This is a genomic window from Streptomyces sp. NPDC014891 (assembly GCF_043081085.1).
Classification (GTDB): domain Bacteria; phylum Actinomycetota; class Actinomycetes; order Streptomycetales; family Streptomycetaceae; genus Streptomyces.
The window spans coordinates 118,943-144,861 of the sequence record NZ_JBIBWF010000010.1 but is presented as its reverse complement, the minus strand read 5'-3'; the positions used below and the strand labels follow the sequence as shown (position 1 = coordinate 144,861).

Annotated in this window: 26 protein-coding genes; 11 read left to right on the top strand and 15 right to left on the bottom strand. The window is 73.5% G+C overall.

Annotation, left to right across the window (positions count from 1 at the left end):
- Positions 1-62: 62 nt before the first annotated feature.
- On the bottom strand, positions 63-1,349 hold the full coding sequence (locus ACF09E_RS27190) for a metallophosphoesterase (protein ID WP_392207801.1): 1,287 nt from the start codon (positions 1,347-1,349) through the stop codon (positions 63-65).
- A gap of 188 nt (positions 1,350-1,537) precedes the next feature.
- Here ACF09E_RS27190 and ACF09E_RS27185 point away from each other — a divergent pair, with 188 nt between their 5' ends.
- A complete protein-coding gene (locus ACF09E_RS27185) occupies positions 1,538-1,777 on the top strand; it encodes an SCO4848 family membrane protein (RefSeq protein WP_392207799.1) in 240 nt (79 codons plus the stop codon).
- A 79-nt stretch (positions 1,778-1,856) separates the two neighbouring features.
- Here the strand turns inward: ACF09E_RS27185 and ACF09E_RS27180 are convergent, their stop codons facing one another.
- Complete coding sequence (locus ACF09E_RS27180) at positions 1,857-2,315, bottom strand: MarR family winged helix-turn-helix transcriptional regulator (RefSeq protein WP_392207797.1); 459 nt, start codon at positions 2,313-2,315, stop codon at positions 1,857-1,859.
- A 451-nt stretch (positions 2,316-2,766) separates the two neighbouring features.
- Between ACF09E_RS27180 and ACF09E_RS27175 the strand changes: the two genes are divergently transcribed.
- On the top strand, positions 2,767-4,032 hold the full coding sequence (locus ACF09E_RS27175; protein WP_392207795.1) for a D-alanyl-D-alanine carboxypeptidase family protein: 1,266 nt from the start codon (positions 2,767-2,769) through the stop codon (positions 4,030-4,032).
- On the opposite strand, the gene ACF09E_RS27170 is transcribed toward ACF09E_RS27175, so the two are convergent.
- The gene (locus ACF09E_RS27170; protein WP_392207793.1) at positions 3,959-4,918 is read right to left on the bottom strand and encodes a YihY/virulence factor BrkB family protein; all 960 of its coding nucleotides are present in this window, start codon (positions 4,916-4,918) and stop codon (positions 3,959-3,961) included. The genes ACF09E_RS27175 and ACF09E_RS27170 overlap by 74 nt on opposite strands.
- 279 nt (positions 4,919-5,197) lie before the next feature.
- Here ACF09E_RS27170 and ACF09E_RS27165 point away from each other — a divergent pair, with 279 nt between their 5' ends.
- Together ACF09E_RS27165 and ACF09E_RS27160 are read left to right on the top strand one after the other, a co-directional pair.
- A complete protein-coding gene (locus tag ACF09E_RS27165) occupies positions 5,198-6,571 on the top strand; it encodes an FAD-dependent oxidoreductase (protein WP_392207791.1) in 1,374 nt (457 codons plus the stop codon).
- Positions 6,572-6,579: 8 nt separating this feature from the next.
- The gene (locus tag ACF09E_RS27160) at positions 6,580-7,335 is read left to right on the top strand and encodes a decaprenylphospho-beta-D-erythro-pentofuranosid-2-ulose 2-reductase (RefSeq protein WP_392207789.1); all 756 of its coding nucleotides are present in this window, start codon (positions 6,580-6,582) and stop codon (positions 7,333-7,335) included.
- 15 nt (positions 7,336-7,350) lie between these two features.
- Here the strand turns inward: ACF09E_RS27160 and ACF09E_RS27155 are convergent, their stop codons facing one another.
- Together ACF09E_RS27155 and trpS are read right to left on the bottom strand one after the other, a co-directional pair.
- Entirely contained in the window at positions 7,351-7,947 is a 597-nt protein-coding gene (locus ACF09E_RS27155) for a 2'-5' RNA ligase family protein (protein WP_392207787.1), read from the bottom strand.
- A 91-nt stretch (positions 7,948-8,038) separates the two neighbouring features.
- Positions 8,039-9,052, bottom strand: coding sequence for a tryptophan--tRNA ligase (trpS, locus tag ACF09E_RS27150; protein WP_392207785.1), 1,014 nt, complete (start codon positions 9,050-9,052; stop codon positions 8,039-8,041).
- Between the two features lie 56 nt (positions 9,053-9,108).
- Between trpS and ACF09E_RS27145 the strand changes: the two genes are divergently transcribed.
- Both ACF09E_RS27145 and ACF09E_RS27140 read left to right on the top strand, forming a co-directional pair.
- Positions 9,109-9,726, top strand: a complete 618-nt coding sequence (locus ACF09E_RS27145; protein ID WP_392207783.1) for an RNA polymerase sigma factor — start codon at positions 9,109-9,111, stop codon at positions 9,724-9,726.
- Positions 9,719-10,519, top strand: coding sequence for a hypothetical protein (locus ACF09E_RS27140; protein ID WP_392207781.1), 801 nt, complete (start codon positions 9,719-9,721; stop codon positions 10,517-10,519). The genes ACF09E_RS27145 and ACF09E_RS27140 overlap by 8 nt, the downstream gene beginning before the upstream one ends.
- Positions 10,520-10,648: 129 nt before the next feature.
- On the opposite strand, the gene glyA is transcribed toward ACF09E_RS27140, so the two are convergent.
- On the bottom strand, positions 10,649-11,926 hold the full coding sequence (glyA, locus tag ACF09E_RS27135) for a serine hydroxymethyltransferase (protein ID WP_392207779.1): 1,278 nt from the start codon (positions 11,924-11,926) through the stop codon (positions 10,649-10,651).
- 284 nt (positions 11,927-12,210) lie between these two features.
- Here glyA and rocD point away from each other — a divergent pair, with 284 nt between their 5' ends.
- Entirely contained in the window at positions 12,211-13,419 is a 1,209-nt protein-coding gene (gene rocD, locus ACF09E_RS27130; protein WP_392207777.1) for an ornithine--oxo-acid transaminase, read from the top strand.
- A 95-nt stretch (positions 13,420-13,514) separates the two neighbouring features.
- Complete coding sequence (locus ACF09E_RS27125; RefSeq protein WP_388792840.1) at positions 13,515-14,210, top strand: polysaccharide deacetylase family protein; 696 nt, start codon at positions 13,515-13,517, stop codon at positions 14,208-14,210.
- Positions 14,211-14,232: 22 nt separating this feature from the next.
- Here the strand turns inward: ACF09E_RS27125 and ACF09E_RS27120 are convergent, their stop codons facing one another.
- Positions 14,233-15,417 carry a glutathionylspermidine synthase family protein gene (locus ACF09E_RS27120; RefSeq protein WP_392207775.1) on the bottom strand — a complete coding sequence of 395 codons (1,185 nt, stop codon included), beginning with the start codon at positions 15,415-15,417 and terminating at the stop codon, positions 14,233-14,235.
- A gap of 14 nt (positions 15,418-15,431) precedes the next feature.
- Positions 15,432-15,728, bottom strand: a complete 297-nt coding sequence (locus ACF09E_RS27115) for a hypothetical protein (protein WP_361856749.1) — start codon at positions 15,726-15,728, stop codon at positions 15,432-15,434.
- A gap of 90 nt (positions 15,729-15,818) precedes the next feature.
- On the opposite strand from ACF09E_RS27115, the gene ACF09E_RS27110 reads away from it, so the two are divergent.
- A complete protein-coding gene (locus tag ACF09E_RS27110; RefSeq protein ID WP_392207773.1) occupies positions 15,819-16,634 on the top strand; it encodes a hypothetical protein in 816 nt (271 codons plus the stop codon).
- Between the two features lie 112 nt (positions 16,635-16,746).
- On the opposite strand, the gene ACF09E_RS27105 is transcribed toward ACF09E_RS27110, so the two are convergent.
- Entirely contained in the window at positions 16,747-16,989 is a 243-nt protein-coding gene (locus ACF09E_RS27105; protein WP_392207771.1) for a DUF6411 family protein, read from the bottom strand.
- A 159-nt stretch (positions 16,990-17,148) separates the two neighbouring features.
- Positions 17,149-18,621, bottom strand: coding sequence for a PLP-dependent aminotransferase family protein (locus tag ACF09E_RS27100; RefSeq protein ID WP_392207769.1), 1,473 nt, complete (start codon positions 18,619-18,621; stop codon positions 17,149-17,151).
- Between the two features lie 47 nt (positions 18,622-18,668).
- Here ACF09E_RS27100 and ACF09E_RS27095 point away from each other — a divergent pair, with 47 nt between their 5' ends.
- Complete coding sequence (locus tag ACF09E_RS27095; protein WP_392207767.1) at positions 18,669-19,193, top strand: carboxymuconolactone decarboxylase family protein; 525 nt, start codon at positions 18,669-18,671, stop codon at positions 19,191-19,193.
- 115 nt (positions 19,194-19,308) lie between these two features.
- Here the strand turns inward: ACF09E_RS27095 and ACF09E_RS27090 are convergent, their stop codons facing one another.
- The 4 genes from ACF09E_RS27090 to ACF09E_RS27075 form a co-directional block, all read right to left on the bottom strand.
- Positions 19,309-20,298, bottom strand: coding sequence for a malate dehydrogenase (locus ACF09E_RS27090; protein ID WP_392207765.1), 990 nt, complete (start codon positions 20,296-20,298; stop codon positions 19,309-19,311).
- 200 nt (positions 20,299-20,498) lie between these two features.
- The gene (locus tag ACF09E_RS27085) at positions 20,499-21,653 is read right to left on the bottom strand and encodes a helix-turn-helix domain-containing protein (RefSeq protein ID WP_392207763.1); all 1,155 of its coding nucleotides are present in this window, start codon (positions 21,651-21,653) and stop codon (positions 20,499-20,501) included.
- A 254-nt stretch (positions 21,654-21,907) separates the two neighbouring features.
- Positions 21,908-22,564 (bottom strand): DUF3017 domain-containing protein, encoded by a 657-nt coding sequence (locus ACF09E_RS27080; RefSeq protein ID WP_392207761.1) that lies wholly within the window; start codon positions 22,562-22,564, stop codon positions 21,908-21,910.
- Position 22,565: 1 nt separating this feature from the next.
- A complete protein-coding gene (locus tag ACF09E_RS27075; RefSeq protein WP_392207759.1) occupies positions 22,566-23,426 on the bottom strand; it encodes a bifunctional methylenetetrahydrofolate dehydrogenase/methenyltetrahydrofolate cyclohydrolase in 861 nt (286 codons plus the stop codon).
- A gap of 249 nt (positions 23,427-23,675) precedes the next feature.
- Between ACF09E_RS27075 and ACF09E_RS27070 the strand changes: the two genes are divergently transcribed.
- The gene (locus tag ACF09E_RS27070) at positions 23,676-24,278 is read left to right on the top strand and encodes a hypothetical protein (protein ID WP_392207757.1); all 603 of its coding nucleotides are present in this window, start codon (positions 23,676-23,678) and stop codon (positions 24,276-24,278) included.
- Positions 24,279-24,338: 60 nt separating this feature from the next.
- Here the strand turns inward: ACF09E_RS27070 and ACF09E_RS27065 are convergent, their stop codons facing one another.
- Positions 24,339-25,793: a DUF2079 domain-containing protein gene (locus ACF09E_RS27065; protein WP_392208114.1), complete on the bottom strand. Its 1,455-nt coding sequence runs from the start codon at positions 25,791-25,793 to the stop codon at positions 24,339-24,341.
- Positions 25,794-25,919: the final 126 nt, after the last annotated feature.

Here is a 25,919-nt window from a genome sequence, read left to right as displayed (position 1 = left end):
TGCGAATTTAAGTCGATGAGCAGCACGTATCGGGCTCGGTGCGGGGAGTGACACCGCCCCGATTACGCCTGTTTCGAGGCGAGTTCGACGAGGGTGATGTCCGAGGGCGCCCCGACCCGGACGGGCGGGCCCCAGGCGCCCGCGCCGCGCGAGACGAAGAGCTGGGTGTCGCCGTAGCGCTCCAGTCCGGCCACGGTCGGATTGGCCAGTTCCGCCAGGTGGTTGCCCGGCCAGAGCTGCCCGCCGTGGGTGTGGCCGGAGAGCTGGAGGTCCACTCCGTGGCGCACGGCGTCGTGGACGACGATCGGCTGGTGCGCCAGGAGCACCGCGGCACGGGCCCGGTCGCGGTCGCCGAGCGCCCGCCCGAAGTCGGGGCCCTGTCCCTCGCTCTCCCCCGCGATGTCGTCGACGCCGGCGAGGTCGAAGCCGGCGGCGATCTCCACGCGCTCGTTGCGCAGCGGGCGCAGTCCCAGCTCGCGGACGTGGTCGACCCAGGCGTCGGCGCCCGAGAAGTACTCGTGGTTCCCGGTCACGAAGAAGGAGCCGTGCCGGGCGCGGAGGCGCGCGAGGGGCTCGGCGGCGGGGCCCAGGTTCTCGACGGTGCCGTCGACGAGGTCGCCGACGATCGCGATCAGGTCGGGCTGGGTGGAGTTGATCGTGTCCACGATGCGCTGGGTGTGGGCCCGGCCCAGGATCGGCCCGAGGTGGATGTCGGAGACGACGGCGATCCGGTAGCCGTGGGCCGCGCGCGGGATCCTGGCGAGCGGGACGGTGACCCGCTTGACCCGGGGGCCGCGCAGCACTCCGTAGGTGCCGAGGCCGACGGTCCCGACGGCGGCTGCGGCCGCGGTGCCGCCGACGACCCGGGAGACGAAGAGCCGCCGGGAGACCTCGGCGGGGGCCTCGGGTGCGGGCTGCGGGGCCGCGTCGGCCGGCTCCTCGGGGGCGGCGGGCGCGCGGTCCGGGACCGGTACGGGGACGGGGGCCGGGGCCGCGGCGGGGGCCCCGGCGGGCGCGGCGGCCTGGGCGCGGCGTTCGAGCAGGCGGCGCAGCAGGGGCCTGACGGCCTCACCGACGAGCAGGGCGAGGGTCACGTACAGGAGCAGAGCGAGCCAGAGGAAGCCGGGCCAGGCGACCACCTGCTGGAGCACGAAGGGTGCTCCGGCGCGGGCCGAGGTCAGGGCCGCGACCGACAGCAGCGGCAGGGCCACGACGGCCGCCGTACCCAGGCGGCGCGGCAGGCTCCCGGGCGTGGTGACGTCGCGCACCAGGCGCCGCCACACGTACCAGTGCACCGCCGCGAGCACGGCGAGCACCACGATCAGGACCAGCAGGAAGACGACGACCACGCCCCGGAACCCCTCTTCTACCGCTCGCGCGGTTCTCACCGACTTCGCGGCGCGCGGCGCGCACCCCACGCGACCCGAGCACTCCGGTCACCGTCCCCGGGGCGAACGCCCGGAGACCCTGCCGGAAGATCGCCACGCGCCCGTTCGATACTGGCAGGGCACGGCCCCTCCATCCCGAAGGACATCCCATGAAGCTCAGCCGCCGCGTCTCCTGGTTCCTGCTCGCCTTCGGCGTCTGGTCCTGGGTGATCTGGGTGACCTTCGCGAAGAACCTCTGGAAGGACGGGAGCGGCCTCGCCTTCGACGACGCCGGTGACCCTACGGCGTACTTCTGGGTGCACCTCGCCCTCGCTGTCACGTCGTTCATCCTAGGGACGGCCGTGGGCGTGATCGGCCTGAGGGGCGTACGAGCGAAGACGGACCTGTAGGCAGCCAGGCAGGCGGCCCCGTCCGTGCGCCGCGGGGCGGCACGCGGACGGGGCCGTTCATCGGATCGCCGGCGTGACATCAGTGGTGCCAGGCTCGCCCGCCCGTGTTGTGGATGAACCGCTGCAACACCTTGAGGGTGGTCAGGTACTCGTCGTCGGAGATACCCGCGTGCCGTTGTGCCCAGAGCTCGTCCTGAAGGGCCGCGGCCTTGTCGTAGAAGGCCCTGCCCTCGTCCGTCATGCCCAGGCGCCCTTCGGGGTCCTCCGTGATCCAGCCCTGAGCGATGATCGTGTCGATCTCCGCCTCCATGGCCTCCGGGCCGGTGTCGAGGTAGTTCCTCAGGAGGCGGGACACCTCCTCACGGGTCTTGACGGTGTCGGCGTTCGCCACCTGTGCGAGGGCCCACCACTGCGGTTGGGTGGTGCCGATCCCGGCCAGGGCAGCCCGGGTGCGGGCGATGACGGCCGTGTAGGCCGCCCAACTCCAGTAGCCGATGGGCTGCTTGATCAGTTGGGCGTCACTGTGTGAGTACTCCATGGCTGCGATCCCCGTCGTTGTCTGAGTCGGTTCGACGAGATCGACGGTAGGAACTCAACCGGACTTGAGGTCAAGGGCATACCGGCCGCCCTTTCGCGTGCCGGCTCCGAACACCGGGCGGGCGGGTGTGGATCCCCGGCGGGCCGATCGACGTCTTCGAACGTGTGAAGCGCCTGCCCCCCACCTTCCGGTGGCCGGTGTCTCGCCCGGTGTCGCCCGCCGTTCCGGCGGCGCTCGGACTTCTCCGCCCACGGTCGGCCACGTACAGAGAGTGATCCAGATGAACCAGCCCCGCACCCCGCACGCGAGCAGGAACCGGCAGACGCGAGGGCTGAACCGCGTGCGCCCGGGCTCACCGCCGGTCCCTCCGGCCCTGCGGACGGGTGGACGAGCCCGCCCGAACGGCCAGCCGGGGTTCGGATCCTTGTTCCGTACCTGTACGTTCACGACCGTGTCTGCTTCGAAAAAGACCGCTTGGGCGGTCACCGCTGCTCTTCTCCTGCCGCTCGTCGCCGCCGTGCCCGCCCACGCGGACACGACGGACGAGAAGGACAAGCAGCCCAAGCCCCCGAACGCGATGTCCTCGCTCGGCGGCCCGCTGCTCGGCAACCCTGGCACCCAGGTCCAGCTGGGGCCCGGCGCGCCCGTGCTGCCCAAGGAGCTGTCCGGGCGCTCCTGGATCGTCGCGGACGCCGAGAGCGGCGAGATCCTCGCCGCGCACAACGCGCACTGGCCCCTCGCCCCGGCCTCCACGCTCAAGATGCTCTTCGCGGACACCCTGCTGCCCAAGTTCCCCGACGCCCGGCTCAAGCACCTCGTCACCACCGCCGACCTGGCCGGGATAGGGGCCGGCTCCAGCCTGGTCGGCATCAAGGAGAAGCAGACCTACACCGTCCACGACCTGTGGCTCGGTGTCTTCCTCCGCTCGGGCAACGACGCCGTCCACGTCCTGACCAGCATGAACAGCGGCCTGCGGCAGACCGTGAAGGAGATGAACGACCACGCGGCCGAGCTCCAGGCGCTCGACACGCACGTGGTCTCCCCCGACGGCTACGACGCCCCGGGCCAGGTCTCCTCCGCGTACGACCTGACACTCATCGCCCGCAGCGGCATGCAGAAGCCGGCCTTCCGCGAGTACGCGGCCACGCCCCGCGCCGCCTTCCCCGGCGAGCAGAAGCCGGGCAAGAAGCGCGAGAGCTTCGAGATCCAGAACACCAACCGGCTGCTCACCGGCGACCTCGGCGTCGCTCCGTACCAGGGCATCGCGGGCGTCAAGAACGGCAACACCACGCACGCGGGCGCCACTTTCACGGGCGTCGCGGAGCGCAACGGCAAGGTCCTGCTCGTCACCGTGATGAACCCCTCGTCGAAGGAGCAGCACGCGGTCTACCGCGAGACGGCCCGGCTGCTCGACTGGGGCTTCGCCGCCGCCGGGAAGGTGACCCCGGTCGGCGAGCTGGTGCCGCCGCGGTCCGCCCGTACCGAGTCGGCCGCCCCGGACGACGGCTCGGTCCCCGCCCCCGGCAAGAACGCCCCCGACGGCACCGTGCACGCCTCCTCCGAGGAACGGTCCGGCGGCGTCGGGATCGCGCTCGGCGTGGCCGGCGGGGTGCTGGTGCTGCTCGCCGGCGCGGTCTTCCTGGTCAACCGCCGCTGGCCGCTGGCCGGGGCGGCGGGACGTCGTCGGTCCCGCCGGGACCCGGACGTGAACCCGTAGCGGGCCCGTCCCCGGACGCCTCGTCGGCCGCCGTCTCCCCACGGGAGCCCGTGGCCGTCCAGGCGGCGCAGTACAGCAGCAGCTTCGCGGTGAAGTTGATCCAGATGAGCAGGGCGACCGGTACGCCGAACGCCCCGTACATCGACTTCGCCGCGACGCCCCGCATGTAGCCGCCGAGCAGCAGCTTCAGCAGCTCGAAGCCGACCGCGCCCATCAGCGCAGCCACGACGAGCCGGCGACGCGGCGGATGCACGTTGGGCAGCAGCGTCAGGACGTACAGCAGGATCAGGAAGTCGGCGACGACGGCGACCAGGACGGCGGCCGTCTGCAGGAGGTAGCCGCCCGCCCCGTCGCTGGAGATCCCGACCCGGTCGGCGCTCCAGCCGACGGCGGTGGAGCCGAGCCAGGACGCGGCGAGCGAGGCCAGCGCCACGCCGCCGAGGCCGACGAGGATGAGCGCGTCCTTGCCCTTGAGCAGGACCGGGTTGCCCTCGATGTCGTCGAGCCCCCACACCGCGCGCAGGCACTCGCGCATGGAGCCGATCCAGCTGATGCCGGTGACCAGCAGGACCGCGCCGGCGACGAGCCCGACCGTGCCGGCGTTGGCGACCAGCCCGCCGATGTCGAGCTGGTCGGAGATGCCGGGCACCTGGTCGCCGATCTTCTCCTCGATCGTGTCGAGCTGGTCCTTGCTGAGGAGCGCGGCCCCGACCGCCGCCGCGACCGTGATCAGCGGGAAGAGGGCGAGGAACGACAGGAAGGTGATCGCGGCGGCGAGCCGGGTCCAGTGGGCCTCGTCGAGGGTCTCGTACGAACGCCAGGCGTGGGTCCTCATGAGTCGGGCGACCCAGGGGCCGATGACGGGGAGCTTGGTCAGCCAGTCCATGTCGTACGTCTGCCCCTCGATCGGTCCACGTGCGCAGGGAGCGCAGTACGAGAATCCCCCGCCGGGGGCCGCGGGAGCGCGAGCGACATCCCGCGCGTGCGAGCGGCGTTCCGCACCCCGTCGTCACCGGCCTTCCGCGCCTCGCGGCCACCGGCGACGTGCCCCGCCGTCGGCCGACGGCCGCGGGGGTCCTCTCCAGGCCCTCCTTTCCTCACCCGTTCCGACGAACCGCACCGCATTACCGGCATAAGCGACAGAGGCGGCGATACGGTCACCTCCATGGCTGTCGAGACCCATCTCCTGGACGACGACTGCGAGGCGATCACCGGCTGGGGACGCACCGCACCGACCCTCGCGCGCGTGCGGCGGCCCCGCGGCCGCACCGACGTCGTCGAGGCCGTCCGCGCGGCCGGCGGCCGCGGCGCGATCGCCCGCGGCCTGGGGCGCGCCCACGGCGACGCCGCGCAGAACGCCGGAGGCACCGTCCTCGACATGACCGGACTCGACCGGATCCTCGCCGTCGACACCGCCGCCGGGCTCGCCGTCTGCGAGGCGGGCGTCAGCCTGCACCGGCTGACGGAGGCGCTCCTCCCGCTCGGCCGGTTCGTTCCGGTCACCCCCGGCACCCGGTACGTGACCGTCGGCGGCGCGATCGGCGCCGACGTCCACGGCACGGACCACCCCAACGCCGGCTCCTTCGGCCGGCACGTGGTCTCGCTCGAACTCCTCACCGCGGACGGCGGGATCAGGACCGTGCTGCCCGGCACCCCGCTCTTCGACGCCACCACCGGCGGCATGGGCCTGACCGGGGTGATCCTCTCCGCCACCCTGCGGCTGCCGTCCGTCGAGACCTCGCTCATGACCGTGGACACCGAGCGGACCGCGGACCTCGACGAGACGATGGACCGGCTCTCCTCCACCGACCCCCGGCACCGCTACGCCGCCGCCCGGATCGACCTGCTCGCCCGGGGCGCCGCCACCGGCCGCGCCGTCCTCGTCCGCGGCGACCACACCCCGTACGACGCGCTGCCCCGCCGCCACCGGGCCCGCCGGGCGCCGCTCGCCCACCGCCCCGTCCGGCTGCCCGCGGCGCCGCCCCTGCCCGGCGGGCTCCTCGGCCGCAGCGTCACCGGCCTCCTCGCCGAGCTCGCGTACCGCCGGGCACCGCGCGCGCGTGCCACCGCCCTCCAGCCGCTCGCCGCCTTCCTCCACCCGCTCGACGGCGTCCCGCACCGGAACCGGCTCCACGGGCGCGCGGGATCCGTCCCGTACCAGTTCGTCGTCCCGTACGGGCAGGAGGAGGCCCTGCGCCGGGTGGTCCGGCGGATCGCGGACCGCCGCTGCCCCGTCTTCGGCTCGGTCCTCCAGCGCTTCGGCGCGGCCGGTCCCGGCCCGCTGTCCTTCCCGCTGCCCGGCTGGTCGCTCGCCCTCGAACTGCCCACCGGCCTGCCCGGTCTCGGCCCCTTCCTCGACTCCCTCGACGAGGAGGTCGCGGGCGCGGGCGGCCGCGTCTACCTCGCCAGGGACTCCCGCGTCCGCCCGGAGGCGCTGACCGCGATGTACCCGCGGCTCGGCGAGTTCCGGGCGCTGAGGGCCGCGCTCGACCCCGGTTCCACGCTCACCTCGGACCTCTCCCGCCGCCTCGACCTCTAGGAGCCCCCGTGAAGGACGCCTTCGGTGCCCCGCAGTCCCTGCTCGTCCTCGGCGGCACCTCCGCGATCGGGCTCGCCACCGCCCGGCGGCTGATCGCCCGCCGTACCCGTACCGTCTGGCTGGCCGGGCGCCCCTCCCCCGCGCTCGCCGCCGCGGCGGAATCGCTGCGCGCGCTCGGCGCCGAGGTGCGGACCGTGCCCTTCGACGCGCTCGACACCGAGTCCCACGAGGAGCGGCTCGGCAAGATCTTCACCGAGGGCGACATCGACATGGTGCTGCTCGCCTTCGGTGTCCTCGGCGACCAGGCGCACGACGAGTCCGACCCGCTCGCCGCCGTCCGCGTCGCGCAGACCAACTACACGGGCGCGGTCTCGGCCGGACTGGTGTGCGCGGGCGCGCTCCAGGAGCAGGGGCACGGTTCGCTGGTGGTGCTGTCCTCGGTGGCGGGCGAGCGGGCCCGCCGGACGGACTTCATCTACGGCTCGTCGAAGGCGGGCCTCGACGTCTTCGCCCAGGGCCTCGGGGACGCCCTGCACGGCACCGGCGTGCACGTGATGGTCGTACGGCCCGGGTTCGTCCGCTCGAAGGCGACGGCCGGGCGGGCGGAGACCCCGCCGGCGACCACGCCCGAGGCGGTCGCGTGCGCGATCGAGCTGGGGCTGCGGAGGCGCTCGGAGACGGTGTGGGTGCCGGGGACGCTGCGGATGGTGATGGCGGCGGTACGGCACCTGCCGAGGCCGCTGTTCCGGCGGCTGCCGGTGTGAGGCCCCGCGGGCGCATCAGCCGGCGGGGGTGACCGTGGGGGTGTCGACCGGGCTGCCGCCCTGCGCCGGGACGGCCGAGATGGGGCGGCCGCTGCCGAACTCGTAGTCGTACAGCTTCCGCCACACGCCGTCCGGGCCCTGCTCGTACAGGGCGAAGGAGCGGCAGTTCCAGGCCGCCTCGTACCCCGCCAGCTCCTCGAACGCGCGGTCCATCCCCTCCTCGGAGATGCCGTGCGCCACGGTGACGTGCGGGTGGTACGGGAACATGAGCTCGCGCGCGAGCGGGCCCGCCTCGGACCGGATCTCGTGCTGGAGCCGGCTGCAGGGGGACACGCCCTCCTGGACCTTCACGAAGACGACCGGCGAGACCGGCCGGAAGGTCCCGGTGCCCCGGAGGCGCACCGGGAACGGCCGGCAGCCCGCGGCGACACCGGCCAGGTGCGCCTCGATCTCCGGCAGCCGCTCCTCCTCGACCGCGGTCGGCGGGAGGAGCGTCACGTGCGTGGGGATGCCATGGGCAGCCGGGTCCCCGAAGCCGGCGCGCCGCTCCTGGAGCAGGCTGCCGTAGGGCTCCGGGACCGCGATCGAAACGCCGAGCGTTACGGTCCCCACGTCGTTCTCCTCCGTCGTCGGTCGACTTGTGTCGGGTGGTCCAGCCGCCAGTGTGCGGCCTCCACCGCCCTTTGGGCCAGGGTCCTTGGTCTCAGTGCTTGGCCGGAAGGAAGCCCATGCGCTCGTACGTCTGCGCGAGCGTCTCCGCGGCGACCGCCCGGGCCTTCTCCGCTCCCTTGGCCAGGACCGAGTCCAGCGTCTCCGGGTCGTCCAGGTATTCCTGGGTGCGGGTCCGGAACGGAGTGACGAAGTCCACCATGACCTCGGCGAGATCCGTCTTCAGCGCGCCGTACATCTTGCCCTCGTAGCTCTTCACCAGATCCTCGACGGACGTGGAGGTGAGCGTGGACATGATCGTGAGCAGGTTGGAGACGCCGGCCTTGTTCTCCGGGTCGAAGCGGATCACCGTGTCGGTGTCGGTGACCGCGCTCTTGACCTTCTTCGCGGTGGTCTTCGGGTCGTCCAGGAGGTTGATGAGGCCCTTGGGCGTGGACGCCGACTTGCTCATCTTGATCGAGGGGTCCTGGAGGTCGTAGATCTTCGCCGTCTCCTTCAGGATGTACGGCGCCGGGATCGTGAACGTCTCGCCGAAGCGGCCGTTGAAGCGCTCCGCGAGGTCGCGCGTCAGCTCGATGTGCTGGCGCTGGTCCTCGCCGACCGGGACCTGGTTGGCCTGGTAGAGCAGGATGTCGGCGACCTGGAGGATCGGGTACGTGAAGAGTCCGACGGTGGCGCGGTCGGCGCCCTGCTTGGCGGACTTGTCCTTGAACTGGGTCATGCGGGAGGCCTCGCCGAAGCCGGTGAGGCAGTTCATGACCCAGCCGAGCTGGGCGTGCTCGGGGACGTGGCTCTGGACGAACAGCGTGCAGCGCTCGGGGTCGAGACCGGCGGCGAGCAGCTGCGCCGCGGCCAGCCGGGTGTTGGCGCGCAGCTCGGCGGGGTCCTGCGGGACCGTGATCGCGTGCAGGTCGACGACCATGTAGAAGGCGTCGTGGGACTCCTGGAGGGCGACCCACTGGCGGACGGCGCCGAGGTAGTTGCCGAGGTGGAACGAGCCTGCCGTGGGCTGGATTCCGGAGAGCACGCGGGGAACGTCAGAGGCCATGCACATCATTCTCTCAGGTGTGGGAACCGATCCCGGACTGCCGGTGTATCAACAGTGTGAGGACGCGGGAGGGGGGCCTGGTCGACGACGAGGCCGCGGTCATCGCCCGGGTGCGCGCCGGAGAGCCGGAGGCGTACGCGGCGCTGGTCCGCGCGCACACGGCGGTCGCGCTGAGAGCGGCGGTGGCGTGCGGCGCGGGCGCGGAGGCCGAGGACGTGGTGCAGCAGGCCTTCTTCAAGGCGTACCGGTCGCTGGGGCGCTTCGAGGAGGGCTCGGCGTTCCGGCCGTGGCTGCTGCGGATCGTCGTCAATGAGACCAGGAACACAGTGCGGTCGGCGGGCCGGCAGCGGGCCGTCGCCGGTCGGGAGGCGGACCTGCTCGGGGGCGAGCCGCGGATACCGGAGTCGGCCGATCCGGCGGTCGCGGCGGTGGAGCGGGAGCGGAGCAGACGCCTCCTGGACGCGCTCGACGCTTTGGGCGAGGACCACCGGCAGGTGGTGATCCACCGCTATCTGCTGGAACTGGACGAGACGGAGACCGCCGCGGCGCTGGGCTGGCCGCGGGGGACGGTGAAGTCCCGGCTGAGCCGGGCGCTGAAGAAGCTGGGGCTAGTGCTCGGGGAGAGCCTGACCGAGGGACCTGAGGGATCGGAGGGAGGTGGGGGGCGTGGCTGACGAGGGTCTGCCGGACGAGCTGAGGGAGCTGGGGCGGCGGCTGCGGGTGCCGGACGTGGACGGGGAGTCGATGGCCGAGCGGGTGCTCGCGCGGCTCCTCGCCGAGCAGGTGCCGACGCCGGTGCCGGTACCGGTCCGTCCCCGGCGGGACGTGCGGGGGGCGGTGCGGGGGTGGGTCCGGGCGCGCCGGCGGGCGCTGCTGGCGGGTCTGGCCGGGGTGCTGATCGTGCTGGTGCTCACCCCGCCGGTGCGGGCGGCGGTGGCGGAGTGGTTCGGCTTCGGCGGGGTCGCCGTGCGGTACGAGCCGGACGGGCGGCGGGTGCCGGCCGGGGGCCCGGTGCCGGGGTGCCCGGAGCCGGTGCCGCTCGCGGACGCCGGCCGGCTCGCGGGCTTCGAGCCGCTGATACCCGGGGCGCTCGGCCCGCCGGACGCCGTGGCGGTGACGGGGTCGGCCGAGCGGGGCCGGGCGGTGATCAGTCTGTGCTGGCGCGACGGGGAGCGGACGGTCCGGCTGGACGAGTTCCCGGCCGGGCTGGACCTCGGCTTCGCCAAGCAGACGCGGACGCAGCCGGAGTGGGTGGATCTCCCGGACGGGGCGCAGGGCTACTGGTTCGCGGCCCCGCACCTGCTGACGTTCCCGATGACCGACGGGACGGGCACGGCCTGGACGCATGAGGTCCGCACGGCGGGCCCCACGCTCCTCTGGACGAGGAGCGGGGGCACGTTCACCTTCCGGCTGGAGGGGATACCGGACCGCGAGGAGGCCCGACGGACGGCCGAGTCGGTCGGCTGACGTACGGGGGGCGGGCCGGTCGACGTACGGGGCCCCCGGCCGACGTCCCCGGGCGGGTCGGCCGGGGAGTCCGGGGGCGGGTCAGACGGGGAGGCCGGGGGCGGGTCAGACGGGGAGGCCGGGGGCGGGTCAGACGGGGAGGCCGGGGGCCGGGAAGGCGGTCAGCAGGTCGGCCACCTCCGCGCGGATCGTGGCGAGGGCCTGCTCGTCGCCGGTGCCGGCGGCCGCGACACCGCGGTCGATCCACTCGGCGACGAGGGCCATGTGCGCGGTGCCGAGCCCGCGGGAGGTGAGGGAGGGGGTGCCGATGCGGATGCCCGAGGGGTCGAACGGCTTCCGGGGGTCGTAGGGGACGGTGTTGTAGTTGACGACGATGCCCGCCCGGTCGAGGGCCTTCGCGGCGGTCTTGCCCGGGACCTGCTTGGGGGTGAGGTCCATCAGGACCAGGTGGTTGTCGGTGCCGCCGGAGACCAGGTCGAAGCCCCGGGCGAGGAGCGCCTCGGCGAGGGCCCTGGCGTTGGCGACGACGGCGTGGGCGTAGTCCCGGAAGGAGGGCAGGGAGGCCTCGCGGAGGGCGACGGCGATCGCGGCGGTGGTCTGGTTGTGCGGGCCGCCCTGGAGTCCGGGGAAGACGGCCTTGTCGAGGGCCTTGGCGTGCTCCTCGCGGGACATCAGCATGGCGCCGCGCGGGCCCCGCAGGGTCTTGTGGGTGGTCGTGGAGACGACGTCCACGTGCGGGACGGGGGACGGGTGGGCGCCGCCCGCGACCAGACCAGCGATGTGGGCGATGTCGGCGACGAGCACCGCACCGGCCTCGCGGGCGATCTCGCCGAAGGCGGCGAAGTCGATCGTGCGGGGCAGCGCGGTGCCGCCGCAGAAGATGACCTTGGGCCGCTCCTTGAGGGCGAGGTCGCGGACCTCGTCGAAGTCGATGAGACCGGTGTCCTGGCGGACGCCGTACTGGACGCCGCGGAACCACCGGCCGGTGGCGGAGACGCCCCAGCCGTGGGTGAGGTGGCCGCCCATCGGCAGCGCCATGCCCATGACAGTGTCGCCGGGCTCGGCGAAGGCGAGGTAGACGGCGAGGTTGGCCGGGGAGCCGGAGTAGGGCTGGACGTTGGCGTGGTCGACGCCGAAGACGGCCTTGGCGCGCTCCACGGCGAGGGTCTCGACCCGGTCGATGTTCTGCTGGCCCTCGTAGTAGCGGCGGCCGGGGTAGCCCTCGCTGTACTTGTTCTGGAGGACGGTGCCGGAGGCCTCCAGGACGGCGGCGGAGACGTAGTTCTCGCTGGGGATCAGGCGGAGGGTCTCGGCCTGGAGGCGTTCCTCGGCGCCGACGAGGGCGGCGAGCTCAGGGTCGGCGGCGGCGAGCGCGGGGTGCGGGTAGGGGTGCTGCGGTGCGGTCATGGCGGTGTCCTCCGGGCGTCGGCGGGTCCCGGGGCACTGCGTGAGGCGCGGCGCCACGCGGGACTCAGGTCCCGTGACGCCCAGGCGGGCGGCGTCTCGTGTGGTCTGCCGCGCACGGCTTCCCCGGGGTCGCTTCCCCGCGCGCCAGTCGCCATGCGTGGGGTCAGAGTAGCGGGCGCGGCGCGCGCGAGGTTTCCCGGTCCGGCATCCGAGCGACGATAGAAACAGGGGCCACATCCCCTCGTCGGGGTCACCCCCCGAGCCGCAGGACGAACGGAGATCCCGTGTCGAGCACACAAGACGCGATCGCTTCGGCGGAGGCGCACAGCGCTCACAACTACCACCCCCTGCCGGTCGTCGTCGCTTCGGCGGACGGCGCCTGGATGACCGATGTCGAGGGGCGCCGCTATCTCGACATGCTCGCCGGCTACTCGGCGCTCAACTTCGGGCACGGCAACCGGCGTCTGATCGACGCCGCGAAGGCCCAGCTGGAGCGGGTGACGCTGACGTCGCGCGCCTTCCACCACGACCGGTTCGCCGAGTTCTGCACCCGGCTCGCCGAGCTGTGCGGGAAGGAGGCGGTGCTGCCGATGAACACCGGCGCGGAGGCGATCGAGACGGCGGTGAAGACCGTCCGGAAGTGGGGGTACGAGGTGAAGGGCGTGCCGGACGGGCACGCGAAGATCGTGGTGGCGGCGAACAACTTCCACGGCCGCACGACGACGATCGTCAGCTTCTCCACGGACCACGAGGCGCGGGACCACTTCGGTCCGTACACACCGGGGTTCGAGATCGTCCCGTACGGCGACCTGACGGCGATGGAGGCCGCGGTCACCGAGAACACGGTGGCGGTGCTGCTCGAACCGATCCAGGGCGAGGCGGGTGTCCTGGTCCCGCCGGCCGGCTATCTCGCGGGGGTGCGGGAGCTGACCCGCCGGCGGAACGTGCTGTTCGTGGCGGACGAGATCCAGTCGGGTCTGGGCCGGACGGGCCGGACGTTCGCGTGCGAGCACGAGGGCGTGGTGCCGGACGTGTACGTGCTCGGGAAGGCGCTGGGCGGCGGCGTGGTGCCGGTGTCGGCGGTGGTCGCCGACCGCGAGGTGCTCGGGGTGTTCAAGCCGGGTGAGCACGGCTCGACCTTCGGCGGGAACCCGCTGGCCTGCGCGGTGGCGCTGGAGGTCGTGGCGATGCTGCGGACGGGCGAGTACCAGGAGCGGGCGGCGGAGCTGGGCGAGCACCTGCACGCCGAACTGGGGCTGCTCGTGGGCGGCGGGGCGGTCGAGGCGGTGCGCGGGCGGGGCCTGTGGGCCGGGGTGGACATCGCCCCGTCGCACGGCACCGGCCGGGAGATCTCGGAGAAGCTGATGGCGCGGGGGGTCCTGGTGAAGGACACCCACGGGTCGACGATCCGCATCGCCCCGCCGCTGGTCATCTCGAAGGAGGACCTCGACTGGGGCCTGGAGCAGCTGCGGGGGGTCCTGGCCGGGGAGTGACGGGCCCGGCCTGTTCGAGGGGACGGCGGGGACGGGTCGGAGCGGGTCAACCCGGACCATTGACACGGCAGTTGGTCTAGGCCAATGATGCCGCCATGCCGAGACTCAGCCTGCGCCACGCCGTGCGTGCCGCGCTCGCCGCCGCCGTCCCCCTCGCGCTCCTGGGCGCGGTCACGGGACCCGCGCACGCCGCCCCGCGGGCGGCCTGGCCCGAGCCCGTCCCGGTGGTCCCGCGCGTCGAGACCACGGACCCGGTCGTCTTCATCACCATCGACGACGGCTGGTTCCACGACCCCGCCGCCGCGAAACTGCTGCTCGACCGCCGGGTGCCCGCCTCGCTGTTCCTGCTGCCGGGCGCCTACTCGTACGACTCCGGGTACTTCCGCGACCTGCTCGCCGGGGGCCCCTCGCGCGTCGAGAACCACACGGTCAACCACCCGGACCTGACCACCCTGGACGCCGCGGGCCAGACGGCGGAGTTCTGCGGCGCGCGGGACCGGCACCTCGCGCAGTTCGGCGACGGCCCCCGGCTGATCCGCCCGCCGTACGGCGTGTACGACGCGACGACCCGGACCGCGGCCCGCGCCTGCGGGGCGAAGGCGCTGGTCACCTGGACGTACGACCTCACCACCTGGGGCCAGTGGAGCCCGCCGACGCCGGTGCTCAAGGCCGGCGACATCATCCTGCTGCACTTCAACGAGACCCTGGAGGAGGACCTGACCCGGGCCTTGGCCGCCGCCGAGGCCGCGGGCCTGCGCCCGGCTCCGCTGCGGGACTACGTGCCCGAGTAGGCGGGGCGGGCCCGGTCGCGGCCTACAGGATCACGTGCGGGAGGAAGCGGGCGTACTCGTCGGTGACCAGGTCCGCCGACTCGCGGATGCCGAGCCCCGCCGCCTCGTCCTCGACGACCCACGCGCCGAGCACCACCCTGTTGCCGTCGAAGTCGGGCAGCGGGGCCAGTTCCTGGTAGCAGCAGGGCTCCCCGTCCCAGACGAACGGTTCGGTGCCCGCCTCGTGCAGGGTGACGCCGGCGCCCTCGCGGCCGAGCAGCGGCTTGGCGACCCAGCCGGTGGTGGTGGCGAGTTCCCGTGGTCCGTCGAGGTAGGCGGGCAGCAGGTTGGGGTGGCCCGGGTACAGCTCCCACAGGATCGCGAGGAGCGCCTTGTTGGAGAGCAGCATCTTCCAGGCGGGCTCGATCCAGCAGGTCGTGCCGGTGCCGCCGCCGTTGTCGAGGGTGTCCAGGACGTGCGGGCCGAAGCGGTCGGTGGTCAGCCACTCCCACGGGTAGAGCTTGAAGCAGCTGCGGATGAACCGGAGCCGGTCGTCCACGAAGCGGCGCGAGAGCCGGTCCCAGCCGATCCGTTCGACGGAGAGCGCCTCGGTCTCCAGACCGGCCTGCTGGGCGGTCTCGCGCAGGTACGCGACCGTCATCAGGTCCTCGCCGAGCTCGTCGCCGTCCGAGTGCGCGAAGTGCAGGGGGCCGGGGGGCAGCAGCCGGGCCTGCTTGCGCCAGGCGTCGACGAGCCGTTCGTGGAGGGAGTTCCACTGGTCCGCGCCGGGGAACCGTTCCTCCATCCAGAACCACTGCGGGCTGGCGGCCTCGACGAGCGAGGTGGGGGTGTCGGCGTTGTACTCCAGCATCTTGGCCGGCCCGGTGCCGTCGTAGCGGAGGTCGAACCGTCCGTAGAGGGAGGGCAGTTCGGCACGCCGCCGCCAGGACTCGGCGACCAGCGACGCGAGCCTGGGGTCGGTGATCCCCAGCTCGGCGAACCGGCCCCGCTCGACGATGTGCGCGGCGGCGGCGAGGCACATCGCGTGCAGCTCCTCGACGACCTCCTCCAGCGCCTCGACCTCGGGCAGGGTGAAGGAGTAGTACGCGCTCTCGTCCCAGTACGGGCGCAGCGAACCGTCCGGGTAGCGGGTCAGCGGGTAGACGAGCCCCTGCTCCTCCACCGTCTCCTGCCAGCCCGGCCGGGGCTCGATCGTGTGCCGTCGCATGTGCCGGGCCTCTCTCAGCCGCCGCCGGAACCGGAGCAGCCGAAGCCGCCGGTGTCGACGGCCTTCTTGTCGAAGCTGCCGCCGCTCACGCGGTTGTCACGTATGGAGCCGCCGTAGTAGTACGAACCCCGGTGGGTGCTGCTGCCGTTGTCGTCGTCGCCGCCACCGCTGCCGCACTCGTAGCTGGGCAGCGTCTCCCGGGTCACCGGGTCGACACACCGCTTGTCCGGGTCGGAGCCGCACGCGGTGATCGTCGCGGCGAGCACTCCCATCCCGCCGAGCACCACCGTGCTCGACCTCAGCCTCCGCATGTCCTGGCCCTCTCCTTCGCAGTCGCGACCGCACAGTGTAGGCCGGTCGATTCCGGCCTCACCGCCTAGAGTCGTTTCGTGCTACTCGGGATGATTTGTGCGCTCGCCTCGTCCGTCTGCTTCGGCGCCGCCTCCGTCTTCCAGGCGATGGCGGCCCGCGCCGCGACGCCGGGGACCGGCGGCGGAGTCGACCTCGCGCTGATGTGGCGGGCGCTGCGCCAGTGGCGGTACATCGCCGGCCTCGGCATGGACGGCCTCGGCTTCGTCCTCCAGATCGTGGCCCTGCGGACCCTGCCCATCTACGTGGTCGGCGCGGCGCTCGCCGCGAGCCTGGCGGTCACGGCGGTCATCGCCTCCCGTCTGCTGCGGGTGCGGCTCAGCCGGGTGGAGTGGACGGCCGTGGGCGCGGTCTGCGCGGGGCTGGCGCTCCTTGCCCTCACCTCGGGGAAGGAGGGCCACCGGCCGGGCCCGGAGTGGCTGCCCTGGGGCCTGCTGGCCGCCGCGTTCGGCGTGCTGCTGCTCGGGGTGGCGGGCGGCCGGCTGCCGGAGAAGCCGCGCGCGCTGGTCCTGGGCCTCGGGGCGGGCTTCGGCTTCGGGGTGGTGGAGGTGGCGGTCCGGCTGATCGACGGGATCGACCTCACGGACCCGTCGCTGTACGCCCTCCTGGTCGGCGGCGGCGCGGCGTTCCTGCTGCTGACCTCCGCGCTCCAGCGCGGCTCGGTGACGACGGCGACGGCGGGCTCCGTCCTGGGCGAGACGATCGGTCCGGCGATCATCGGGGTGGCCTGGCTCGGCGACACCACCCGCGAGGGCCTCGGCTGGCTCGCGGTCGTCGGCTTCGCGATCGCGGTGGCGGGCTCCCTGACCCTCGCCCGCTTCGGCGAACCGCCGGAAGCGGCCGGCTGAGCCGGAGCCGATCGGAGTCGCCGCCGTGCGCGCGTACGGTCCGGTGCCCCCGCGGACGCACCGCGGCCCGGCCCCCGGCGGACGTCGGGGCCGGGCCGAGAGGGGTGCGGGGTCAGAAGGGCATGTGCCCCCGGGCGCGACGGCCGGCGGAGCCGCTCTTGCCGACCGCCTTCGAGCTGCTGCGGAACGGCTTGCTGAAGAGGCGGCCCAGGACGCCGGGAGCCTTGCCGCCCGCGCGGGACCCCAGGCCGAGAGTCTTCTGGGTGCCGCGCTGGGGGTGCTGGGAGAGCCGCGGCAGGAAGAACGCCAGAACGGCGAGTACCACGCATATCGCGACGATTCCGACGATCATCATGTTGGACTCCGTTTCCTCGGTGCTGCGGTGACGCTTCGTCGTGTAGGACCGCGCATACCCGGGGAACCTCCGCTCACGCTCCGGCCGTCGGGCGCTCCCCGGACCCGGCCGAGGCTCCGCCGGCTGCTCGCGGTGCGGCGGCGGGGCCGGCGCCCGTCCTCACGGAAGCGTGCGGAGAAGGGCCTGGAGCGCGCCCTGCCAGCCGCTGTCCGGGGGTGTCCCGTAGCCGACGACGAGGCCGTCCAGGGTCGCCGGCACCGTCGGGCGGCGGAACTGGTTCACGCCCTGGACCGCCAGACCGTTCCAGGCGGCGGCCCGCAGCACGTCCTGCTCCGTGCCGGGCGGCAGGGCCAGGACGGCGTGGAGACCGGCCGCGATCCCGCTGACCCTCGTCTCCGGCGCGTGCGCCGCCACCGCCGCGACGAGCTGGTCGCGGCGGCGCCGGTAGCGCAGCCGCATCGCCCGTACGTGCCGGTCGTACGCCCCCGAGGCCAGGAACTCCGCGAAGGCCAGCTGGTCCGGCGCGCCGGACACCCAGTCCACCGCCCCCTTCGCCGCCACCACCGCGCCGACCAGGCTCTCCGGCAGCACCATCCACGCCAGCCGCAGCCCCGGGGCGAGGGACTTGCTCGCCGTCCCGAGATAGACGACCCGCTCGGGATCGAGGCCCTGGAGGGCGCCCACGGGCTGCCGGTCGTACCGGAACTCCCCGTCGTAGTCGTCCTCCAGGACGAAGCCGCCCGAGGCCCGCGCCCAGTCCACGACCGCCGCGCGCCGGTCCGGGGGCAGGGCGCCGCCCAGCGGGAACTGGTGGGCGGCCGTCATCAGGACGGCCCCGGCCGAGGCGAGCGGACCGGACTCCTCGACCAGGGTGCCCCGCTCGTCGAACGGCAGCGCCGGAGTCCCGAGCCCCGCCCCGGTCAGGAGGTCCGCGTGCAGGCCCAGCCCGTACGACTCCACCGCGACGTCCCGGACACCGCGGCTCCGCAGCACCTGCCCAACCAGCATCAGACCGTGCACGAAGCCCGCGCAGACGACGATCCGCTCGGGGCGGGCGTACACGCCCCGCGCGCGGGCCAGGTACTCGGCGAGGACGGTGCGGAGTTCGATCCGGCCGCGCGGATCGCCGTAGCCGAAGGCCTCGTTGGGGGCTGCGGTGAGCGCCCGCCGGTACGCCTTGAGCCATTCGGCGCGCGGGAAGGACGCCAGGTCGGGGGTTCCGGCCTTGAGGTTGTGCGCGGGCGCGGAGGGGCGCGGAAGGGGGCGACCAGGAGGGGAGCCGAGGGGGACCGGCCCCGGCCGGTGCTCCACGCGCCGGAGCGCGGCGCGCGGGGGCTCGGGGCGGCGCGCCTCCGGGCGCCGGGGTTCGGCTCGACGGGCGACCCGGGTGCCGGAGCCCTGCCGGGCCGTCAGCCAGCCCTCGGCGACGAGTTCGGCGTAGGCGTCGGCGACGGTGTTGCGGGCCATGCCCAGGTCGGCCGCGAGCGAGCGGGAGGACGGCAGCCGGGTGCCCGCCGCGAGCCGCCCGCTGCGGACCGCCTCGCGGAGCGCGTCCATGAGCCCGGCGCGCAGCCGCGGTCCGCGCAGTTCGAGGTGGAGATCGGCCCCGAAAGTGGCCCACTCGTCAGCCATGGGAATGGACCATACTCCTGAGCCACCCGGCTCGTACGGTGAAGGACATGAGCACGCACACGCACCCCACGGACACCCCCGGCACCGCCGCGCCCACCGAGTACGCACCCGAGCACGCCCCGCGCCTCCCCCTCGCCGAGCGCGTCCCCGAGTTCTACCGGGCGATGCTGCGTCTGGAGACGGCGGCGGCGAAGGACGTCGACGCGACCCTCTACCACCTGATCAAGATCCGGGCCTCGCAGATCAACCACTGCGCCTTCTGCATCGACATGCACACCAAGGACGCGCTGGCCGAGGGCGAGACCGTCGAGCGCATCGTGCAGCTGTCCGCCTGGGAGGAGTCCCGGCACTTCTACACCGAGCGGGAGCTCGCCGCCCTGGCCCTGACCGAGGCCGTCACCGTCCTCACGGACGGCTTCGTCCCCGACGAGGTGTACGCCCGCGCCGCGCGGCACTTCGACGAGACCGAGCTCGCCCGCGTCATCGGTGCGATCGTCGTCATCAACGCCTGGAACCGGATCGCCGTGTCCACCCGCATGACGCCGGGCCACTACACCCCGCGCGGGGCGTGAGCGCCGGAAGCCGTCGGGAACGCCGGGCAGCCCCTCCCCCGGCATGAGAAACGGCGCCCCCGCGCCGTACGGTCGGTCGTACGGAACGGGGGCGCCGGGCGCGTGGAGCGGGGACTCAGATGAGGCCGAGCTCGCGGACCGCGTCGCGCTCCTCTGCGAGCTCCTGCACGGAGGCGTCGATGCGGCCGCGCGAGAAGTCGTTGATCTCCAGGCCCTGGACGATCTCGTACTTCCCGTCGGCGCAGGTGACGGGGAAGGAGGAGATGAGACCCTCCGGGACGCCGTACGAGCCGTCCGACGGGATGCCCATGGAGGTCCAGTCGCCCGCGGCGGTGCCGTTGACCCAGGTGTGGACGTGGTCGATGGCGGCGTTCGCGGCCGAGGCGGCGGAGGACGCGCCACGGGCCTCGATGATCGCGGCGCCACGCTTGGCGACGGTCGGGATGAAGGTGTCGGCCAGCCACGCCTCGTCGCTGACGACCTCGGCGGCGTTCTTGCCGGCGATCTCCGCGTGGAAGATGTCCGGGTACTGGGTCGCCGAGTGGTTGCCCCAGATGGTGAGGCGCTTGATGTCCTCGACGGACGCGCCGGTCTTGACCGCGAGCTGCGAGAGCGCGCGGTTGTGGTCCAGGCGGGTCATCGCGGTGAAGCGCTCGGCCGGCACGTCCGGGGCCGCGGCCTGGGCGATCAGGGCGTTGGTGTTGGCCGGGTTGCCGACGACGAGGACCTTGATGTCGTCCGCGGCGTGGTCGTTGATGGCCTTGCCCTGCGGCTTGAAGATGCCGCCGTTGGCGGCGAGCAGGTCACCGCGCTCCATGCCCTTGGTACGCGGGCGGGCGCCGACCAGCAGCGCGACGTTGGCGCCCTCGAAGCCCTGGTTCGGGTCGTCGAAGATGTCGATGCCCTTGAGCAGCGGGAAGGCGCAGTCGTCGAGCTCCATGGCGGTGCCCTCGGCGGCCTTCACGCCCTGCGGGATCTCGAGGAGGCGCAGCTTGACCGGCACGTCCGCGCCGAGCAGGTGGCCGGAGGCGATGCGGAAGAGCAGCGCGTAGCCGATCTGGCCGGCCGCGCCGGTCACGGTGACATTCACGGGAGTGCGGGTCATGGCGATCTCCGTAAGACAGCTGGCGGTGGGGGTCCCTGCCCCTGGTGCGGGATAGCTCTCTTGATCGATCGGTGTCTCGACATGAAGAGATATCCAGCGGTCAGGCTATCCGACCCGGGCCCCGCTCAACCCCCACCCCCTTGTGGTCCGGCTCACTGCCGCCCGCCCGCGCGGCCGCCGCGGGCCGTCCGCGCGGGCGTTCACGGGCCGGTGGTGCAGCCTTCGCCGCCGTCCGCGAGCAGGCCGCAGGCCTGGGCCGCCGCGCCGGGGGGAACCGCGACCATCGGCGTGTACGCGTCGGTCCCCGTCGCCACCGTGTCGGCGCCCTCGGCGACGGTCGCGCTCCGCTCGGCGTCCCCCACGCGGATCGTCACCGTGTCCCGGGGCGCGCCGCCGCTGAGCCGGGCCCAGGACGCGCCGCAGGTCTCGCTGTGGCGGACCTCGACCTGCGCCCCGCCGACGACGGCGCGGGCGACGGTCGTGGCGAGGGGGCCGCCGCACCCCATCTCCTCCGGGTCGCGGCCCGTGCAGTCGCTTCCCGAGCACCGCACGCCCGGCGGGAGGTCGGCGGGCCGGGTGGTGGGCGGGGCCGTGGTGGTGGTCGGGGCGGCCGCCCGGTCGTCCCCGCCCGGCCCCTCGGAGCCGCCGAGGTCGACGAGGAGCAGGGCGGCGGTGACGACGAGCAGAGCCCCGACGCTCCCGGTGGCGTAGAGCAGGACCTTGCGGCGGCGGGAGTCGGGGGTGCGGGCGGGGGCCGCACCGGTCGTCGGTCCGGGGAGGTGGGACGGGGGAACGGCGACGGAGGGCCTCGGGGCGGTGAAGGCCGGGTCGGCGTGCGGTGCGCCGCCGGGAGGACGCGGCTCGCCGGAGGCGCCGGGCATACCGGCATCCCCGACAGCGCCGGGCGTACGGGACTCCCCCGAGGAGCCGGGAACGCCCGCCCCCTTCACGCCCGGGGCCGCCGGGCGATCGGGGTGGTCGACGCGGCGGATCCGGAGGGTCTGGTCCTGGGCCTCGGGGCCCTCGTGGCGGCCGCCGTCCCCGTCCGCGGGCCCGGCCGCACCGCCACCGGCGACCGCCTTCCCGTCCCGGGCCCAGGCGCGCTCCGCGCGCTCCCAGTCGGTCGCGAGGCCCGCCGGATCGCTTCCGGTCACCTCGGCGAGGGCCACGACGGCGCTGCGGGGCGCCGGCCGGCGGGCGTTCAGATAGGCGTCCCAGGCGGACCGCTCGCGCCCGGTGCGCTCGGCGACGGCGGTGACGCCGAGACCGCTGCGCTCGATGAGGCGGCGGAGCCGTTCCGTGAACGCACGGACGTCCGGATCGAGTTCCTCCGGCAGCGCCTTCCAGCCAGGCATGGCGGTCCCCCTTGTCCCGTGCCAACCGGGTCTCCCCCGCTGCACCGAAGGATGGCAGGTCCCCGGGCGATGCGCGCCCCCGGATGCGTACCCGAGGTACCGGAATGGTCACTTCCGTGCCACAGCGCCCTACCGGACCTTGAACCAACCTTGGCACGTACATGACCCTGAACGCAGCGGTGCCCGCCCTCCCACGGGGGAGAGGGCGGGCACCGCGCCACAGATCGTCGGGGCCGCGGGGAAGCCGGGCCCCGTCAGGTGACCGTCAGATGGAGGATGTCCTCCAGGAACGGGATCTTCAGCCAGGGTTCCGGCTGCACCATGAGCGCGAGCAGCACGATCAGGCCACCCATCACCCCGTACGTGATCATGTCCGTGAAGCGGGACCGGACGGCGAGCATGCCCACCGAGGGCATCACGCGGCGCAGCACGGCCCCCACGAGGAGCGCCGCGCCGACCAGCATCGTGCCGATCCGGAAGGACTGCGCGAAGGCGTCCGTCCCGACCACGAGCAGGCCGATGCCGGCGAGACCGAGCACGGTCAGCAGCGGCCACTGACGGGCGGGCGCCGGGGCGTCGCTCGGCGCCGCCCGGCCGCCGCCCTCGGGGCGCGCGGTGTCGGTGGTGAGGATGGGCGCGGGGCGCTTCCAGACCGCGGAGGTGAGGACCGGACCCGGTACCGCCGCCGGGCCGGGCGCGGTGTCGGCCGCCGAGGCGCCCGCGGTGCCGGGCTCCGTGGCCCCGTCGGCCGGGGCGGGTGGCGCCGGGGCAGGCGGCGCCGGGGCGTCGGCGCTGCCGTTCCCCGTGGCACCGCCGGCGCGCGCACGTCCCGCCGCACCGGCGCTCCCGTTCCTCGGGGCGTCGGCCGCCCCGTCCGGGGTCCCGGATGCGCCCGGGGTCCCGGGTGTCACGTCAGAGCGCCGCGGCCGCGCGCTCGGCGGCCTCGACGACGTTGACGAGGAGCTGGGCGCGGGTCATCGGGCCGACACCGCCGGGGTTCGGGGAGATCCAGGCGGCCACCTCGGCGACGCCCGGGTCCACGTCGCCGAGGATCTTGCCCTCGGCGTTCCGGGAGACGCCGACGTCGAGGACGGCCGCGCCCGGCTTCACGTCCTCGGGCTTGATCAGGTGCGGCACGCCGGCCGCGGCGACGATGATGTCGGCGTTGCGCAGGTGAGCCGAGAGGTCCCGGGTGCCGGTGTGGCACTGAGTCACGGTCGCGTTCTCGGAGCGGCGGGTGAGGATGAGCGGCATCGTGCGGCCGATGGTGACGCCGCGGCCGACCACCACGACCTCCGCGCCCTTGATCTCCACGCCGTGCGCGCGGAGCAGCGTGATGACGCCGTTCGGCGTGCAGGGCAGCGGGGCGGGCTCGTTGAGGACGAGCCGGCCGAGGTTGGTCGGGTGCAGGCCGTCGGCGTCCTTGGCCGGGTCCATGAGCTCCAGGACGCGGTTCTCGTCGATGCCCTTGGGGAGCGGCAGCTGCACGATGTACCCGGTGCAGGCCGGGTCCTCGTTGAGCTCCCGTACGACCGCCTCGATCTCCTCCTGGGTGGCGGTGGCGGGCAGCGTGCGCTGGATCGAGGCCAGGCCGACCTGCGCGCAGTCGCGGTGCTTTCCGGCGACGTACTTCTGGCTCGCCGGGTCGTCACCGACCAGGAGGGTGCCGAGTCCGGGTGTGACGCCCTGCTCCTTGAGGGCCGCCACACGGACGGTCAGATCGGACTTGATCGCGGCTGCGGTGGCCTTGCCATCGAGAATCTGGGCGCTCATGGAGACATCCTCCCGGATGACCCCCGCGATGTTCCAATTCGCTCGCACCGGGCAGACGGTCACCGTGGGCGACGGGTTGCACTTGCACAACTCCGCCGGGTATCGACTGGACAAAAAGTCGACCAAGCGACCACGATGATCGGCGAAGTACCGCGGAAAGTGCCGGGGGGAATCCGCTCACATACCGTGAAAAGTCCTCCGCGCGGGCCGCGTCGTCCCCGCACGAGAATTTCACGGAGGAATCCCGCGATGAGCTTCGGTGACCCGAACAACCCGTACGGCCAGCCGCAGGGTCAGGGCCAGGGCCAGCAGCCCGGTTACGGCTACCCGCAGCAGGCCCCCCAGGGCGTGCCGCCGCAGCAGGGCTACGGATACCCGGCGGCCCCGCCGGTCTCCCCGTACGGCGGGGGCGGCTACCCGGGCGTGGCCATGGACATGCCGGGCGGGGTGAAGTCCGCCCGCGTGATGCTGTGGATCCTCGGCGCGTTCAACCTGCTCGGCGGCATCGCCGCGATCGGCATCTCCTTCGCGGTCGACAGCGAGCTCGACAAGTCGGGCTCCACGTCCGCCGACGCCCAGGCGTTCGCCGACATGGGCCAGGGCATCCTGATCGGCGCGGGCATCGTCTCGCTCATCTTCGCCGTGCTCGGCATGGTCCTCGCCGCCAAGTTCAAGTCCGGCGGCAACGGCGTCCGCATCGGCGCGATCGTCTGGTCCTCGTTCGCCGTGCTCTTCAGCATCTTCTCGCTGCCGCTCGGCATCGTGAGCCTCGTCCTGGGCGTCCTGATCATCGTCTTCGTGGCGAAGTCGGACGGCTCGGCCTGGTTCAACCGCAACAAGCAGCAGTACTGATCGATACGACGACGGGGGCCCGGTTCCGTGCGGAACCGGGCCCCCGTCGTGTCCGCCGGGTCAGACCCGCTTGAGGACCGCGAACCCGTCCGAGCGGTGGGTGATCTCGTACCGCGCCTCCGGATGCAGTTGCGAAGCCAGCAGCTCCGGGTCGGAGACCTGCTGCGACCAGCCGCGCAGGTCGAAGGCGAGATAGTCCGGGGTGGCGCCCTTCGAGGTGCCGACCCAGTAGACCCGGTGGTCCGCGGTGAGGTGGGCGAGGAGCGAGACGTCGGCCTCCACGCTCGCGCCCTCGGGCACCGCGTCGACCGCCGCCCGCGCCTGCTCGGCGCGGACGTCCGACCGGTACGTCTCCGGCTTCGTCAGCTCCCGCAGCGGCAGGTTCGCCGCGAGGACCAGCGCGACCGCCGTCGCCACGGGGACGGCGACCTTCCCGTACGCGGCGAGCCACGCGCGCGGGGAGGTCCGCACCGCACGGACGCCGTCCACCAGGGCCAGGAAGACCACCGGCATGAGGATGGCGCTGTAGTGCCAGTGCATGCCCCAGTGGTTGGGGTCCTGGGAGAGGAAGCGCCAGCCGAGGGTGGGCAGCACGAGCAGGACCAGCGGGGAGCGCAGCGCGAGGAAGCCGGTGATGGCGAGCAGGTAGAACACCATCTCCCAGCGCTCGCCCGAGCCGAGCGCGTCGCCGATGACCTGGCCGAAGGAGGTGTCGGTGCCCTGGCCGGTCTTCTCGATCTTCGACCAGTAGTCGTACTCGCCGACCCGGCTCGCCGCCGGGATCAGGACCAGGACGGTCAGCGCGAACGCCGCGGCGCCGAAGCCGGCCAGGGCGGCGCCGAGCCGCTTCCGGCCCTTCAGGAAGAGGACCACGCCGACCATCGAGACGGTGAGGCCCATGTCCTCCTTGACGAGGACGAGCGGCGCGGCCCAGGCGGCCGCCGCGGTCCAGCGCCCGAGGAGCAGGGCCCGGCAGGTCAGGGCGAGCATCGGGACCGCGAAGGCGATCTCGTGGAAGTCGGACTTGACGGCCTCCTGGAGCCCCCAGGAGAGCCCGTAGGCGAGCGCGAGGCCGATGCCGGCGGCCCGGCTGCCGAGGATCTGCTGGGTGGTGCGGCCGACGACGACGGCGCCGAGGGCGAAGAGCGCGGCCTGCGCGAACAGCAGGGAGGCCGGCGAGGACCAGACCCAGTACAGCGGCGCGAGGAGGGCCGTGACGGGGCTGAAGTGGTCCCCGAGTATGTGGAAGCCGGGGCCCTTGATGTCGACGACGGGGGCCCGGAACTCGGCGTACGCCCTGACGGACTGCCCGAAGATCCCGAGGTCCCAGGACGGGGTGCGGAAGTGCGCGTACTGCACCCAGGAGTAGAGGAAGTACAGGCCGCACAGGACGCCCGCGAGGATCAGGTACGGGCGGAGCGGGGCCGGCGCGAGGCCGTCCGGCGGGGCGCTGCCGGCGGCGTCGGGAGCACCGGTGCCGGCCTCCTCGGCCGGCCTGTTCTGTACGTCCAACACCACGCCCCCACTACCAGTGGTCGACAAAAGAGCAACCCATTAGACCAGAGACCACCCGATCGGCGGAGCTGCCGCCGTCGGGTTTGGTCCCTGCCCTCCCCACACCGCCGCGGAACGCCGACGGGC

What these genes read in the sequence shown, in the direction of transcription:
- ACF09E_RS27120 (WP_392207775.1), bottom strand. Translation starts at nt 15,417, where the DNA reads ATGCGACGGCACACGATCGAGCCCCGGCCGGGCTGGCAGGAGACGGTG.
- ACF09E_RS27070 (WP_392207757.1), top strand. Translation starts at nt 23,676, where the DNA reads ATGAGCTTCGGTGACCCGAACAACCCGTACGGCCAGCCGCAGGGTCAG.
- ACF09E_RS27115 (WP_361856749.1), bottom strand. Translation starts at nt 15,728, where the DNA reads ATGCGGAGGCTGAGGTCGAGCACGGTGGTGCTCGGCGGGATGGGAGTG.
- ACF09E_RS27125 (WP_388792840.1), top strand. Translation starts at nt 13,515, where the DNA reads ATGCCGAGACTCAGCCTGCGCCACGCCGTGCGTGCCGCGCTCGCCGCC.
- ACF09E_RS27105 (WP_392207771.1), bottom strand. Translation starts at nt 16,989, where the DNA reads ATGATGATCGTCGGAATCGTCGCGATATGCGTGGTACTCGCCGTTCTG.
- ACF09E_RS27085 (WP_392207763.1), bottom strand. Translation starts at nt 21,653, where the DNA reads ATGCCTGGCTGGAAGGCGCTGCCGGAGGAACTCGATCCGGACGTCCGT.
- ACF09E_RS27170 (WP_392207793.1), bottom strand. Translation starts at nt 4,918, where the DNA reads ATGGACTGGCTGACCAAGCTCCCCGTCATCGGCCCCTGGGTCGCCCGA.
- ACF09E_RS27110 (WP_392207773.1), top strand. Translation starts at nt 15,819, where the DNA reads ATGATTTGTGCGCTCGCCTCGTCCGTCTGCTTCGGCGCCGCCTCCGTC.
- ACF09E_RS27165 (WP_392207791.1), top strand. Translation starts at nt 5,198, where the DNA reads ATGGCTGTCGAGACCCATCTCCTGGACGACGACTGCGAGGCGATCACC.
- glyA (WP_392207779.1), bottom strand. Translation starts at nt 11,926, where the DNA reads ATGACCGCACCGCAGCACCCCTACCCGCACCCCGCGCTCGCCGCCGCC.
- ACF09E_RS27075 (WP_392207759.1), bottom strand. Translation starts at nt 23,426, where the DNA reads ATGAGCGCCCAGATTCTCGATGGCAAGGCCACCGCAGCCGCGATCAAG.
- ACF09E_RS27180 (WP_392207797.1), bottom strand. Translation starts at nt 2,315, where the DNA reads ATGGAGTACTCACACAGTGACGCCCAACTGATCAAGCAGCCCATCGGC.
- ACF09E_RS27095 (WP_392207767.1), top strand. Translation starts at nt 18,669, where the DNA reads ATGAGCACGCACACGCACCCCACGGACACCCCCGGCACCGCCGCGCCC.
- ACF09E_RS27100 (WP_392207769.1), bottom strand. Translation starts at nt 18,621, where the DNA reads ATGGCTGACGAGTGGGCCACTTTCGGGGCCGATCTCCACCTCGAACTG.
- ACF09E_RS27185 (WP_392207799.1), top strand. Translation starts at nt 1,538, where the DNA reads ATGAAGCTCAGCCGCCGCGTCTCCTGGTTCCTGCTCGCCTTCGGCGTC.
- trpS (WP_392207785.1), bottom strand. Translation starts at nt 9,052, where the DNA reads ATGGCCTCTGACGTTCCCCGCGTGCTCTCCGGAATCCAGCCCACGGCA.
- ACF09E_RS27090 (WP_392207765.1), bottom strand. Translation starts at nt 20,298, where the DNA reads ATGACCCGCACTCCCGTGAATGTCACCGTGACCGGCGCGGCCGGCCAG.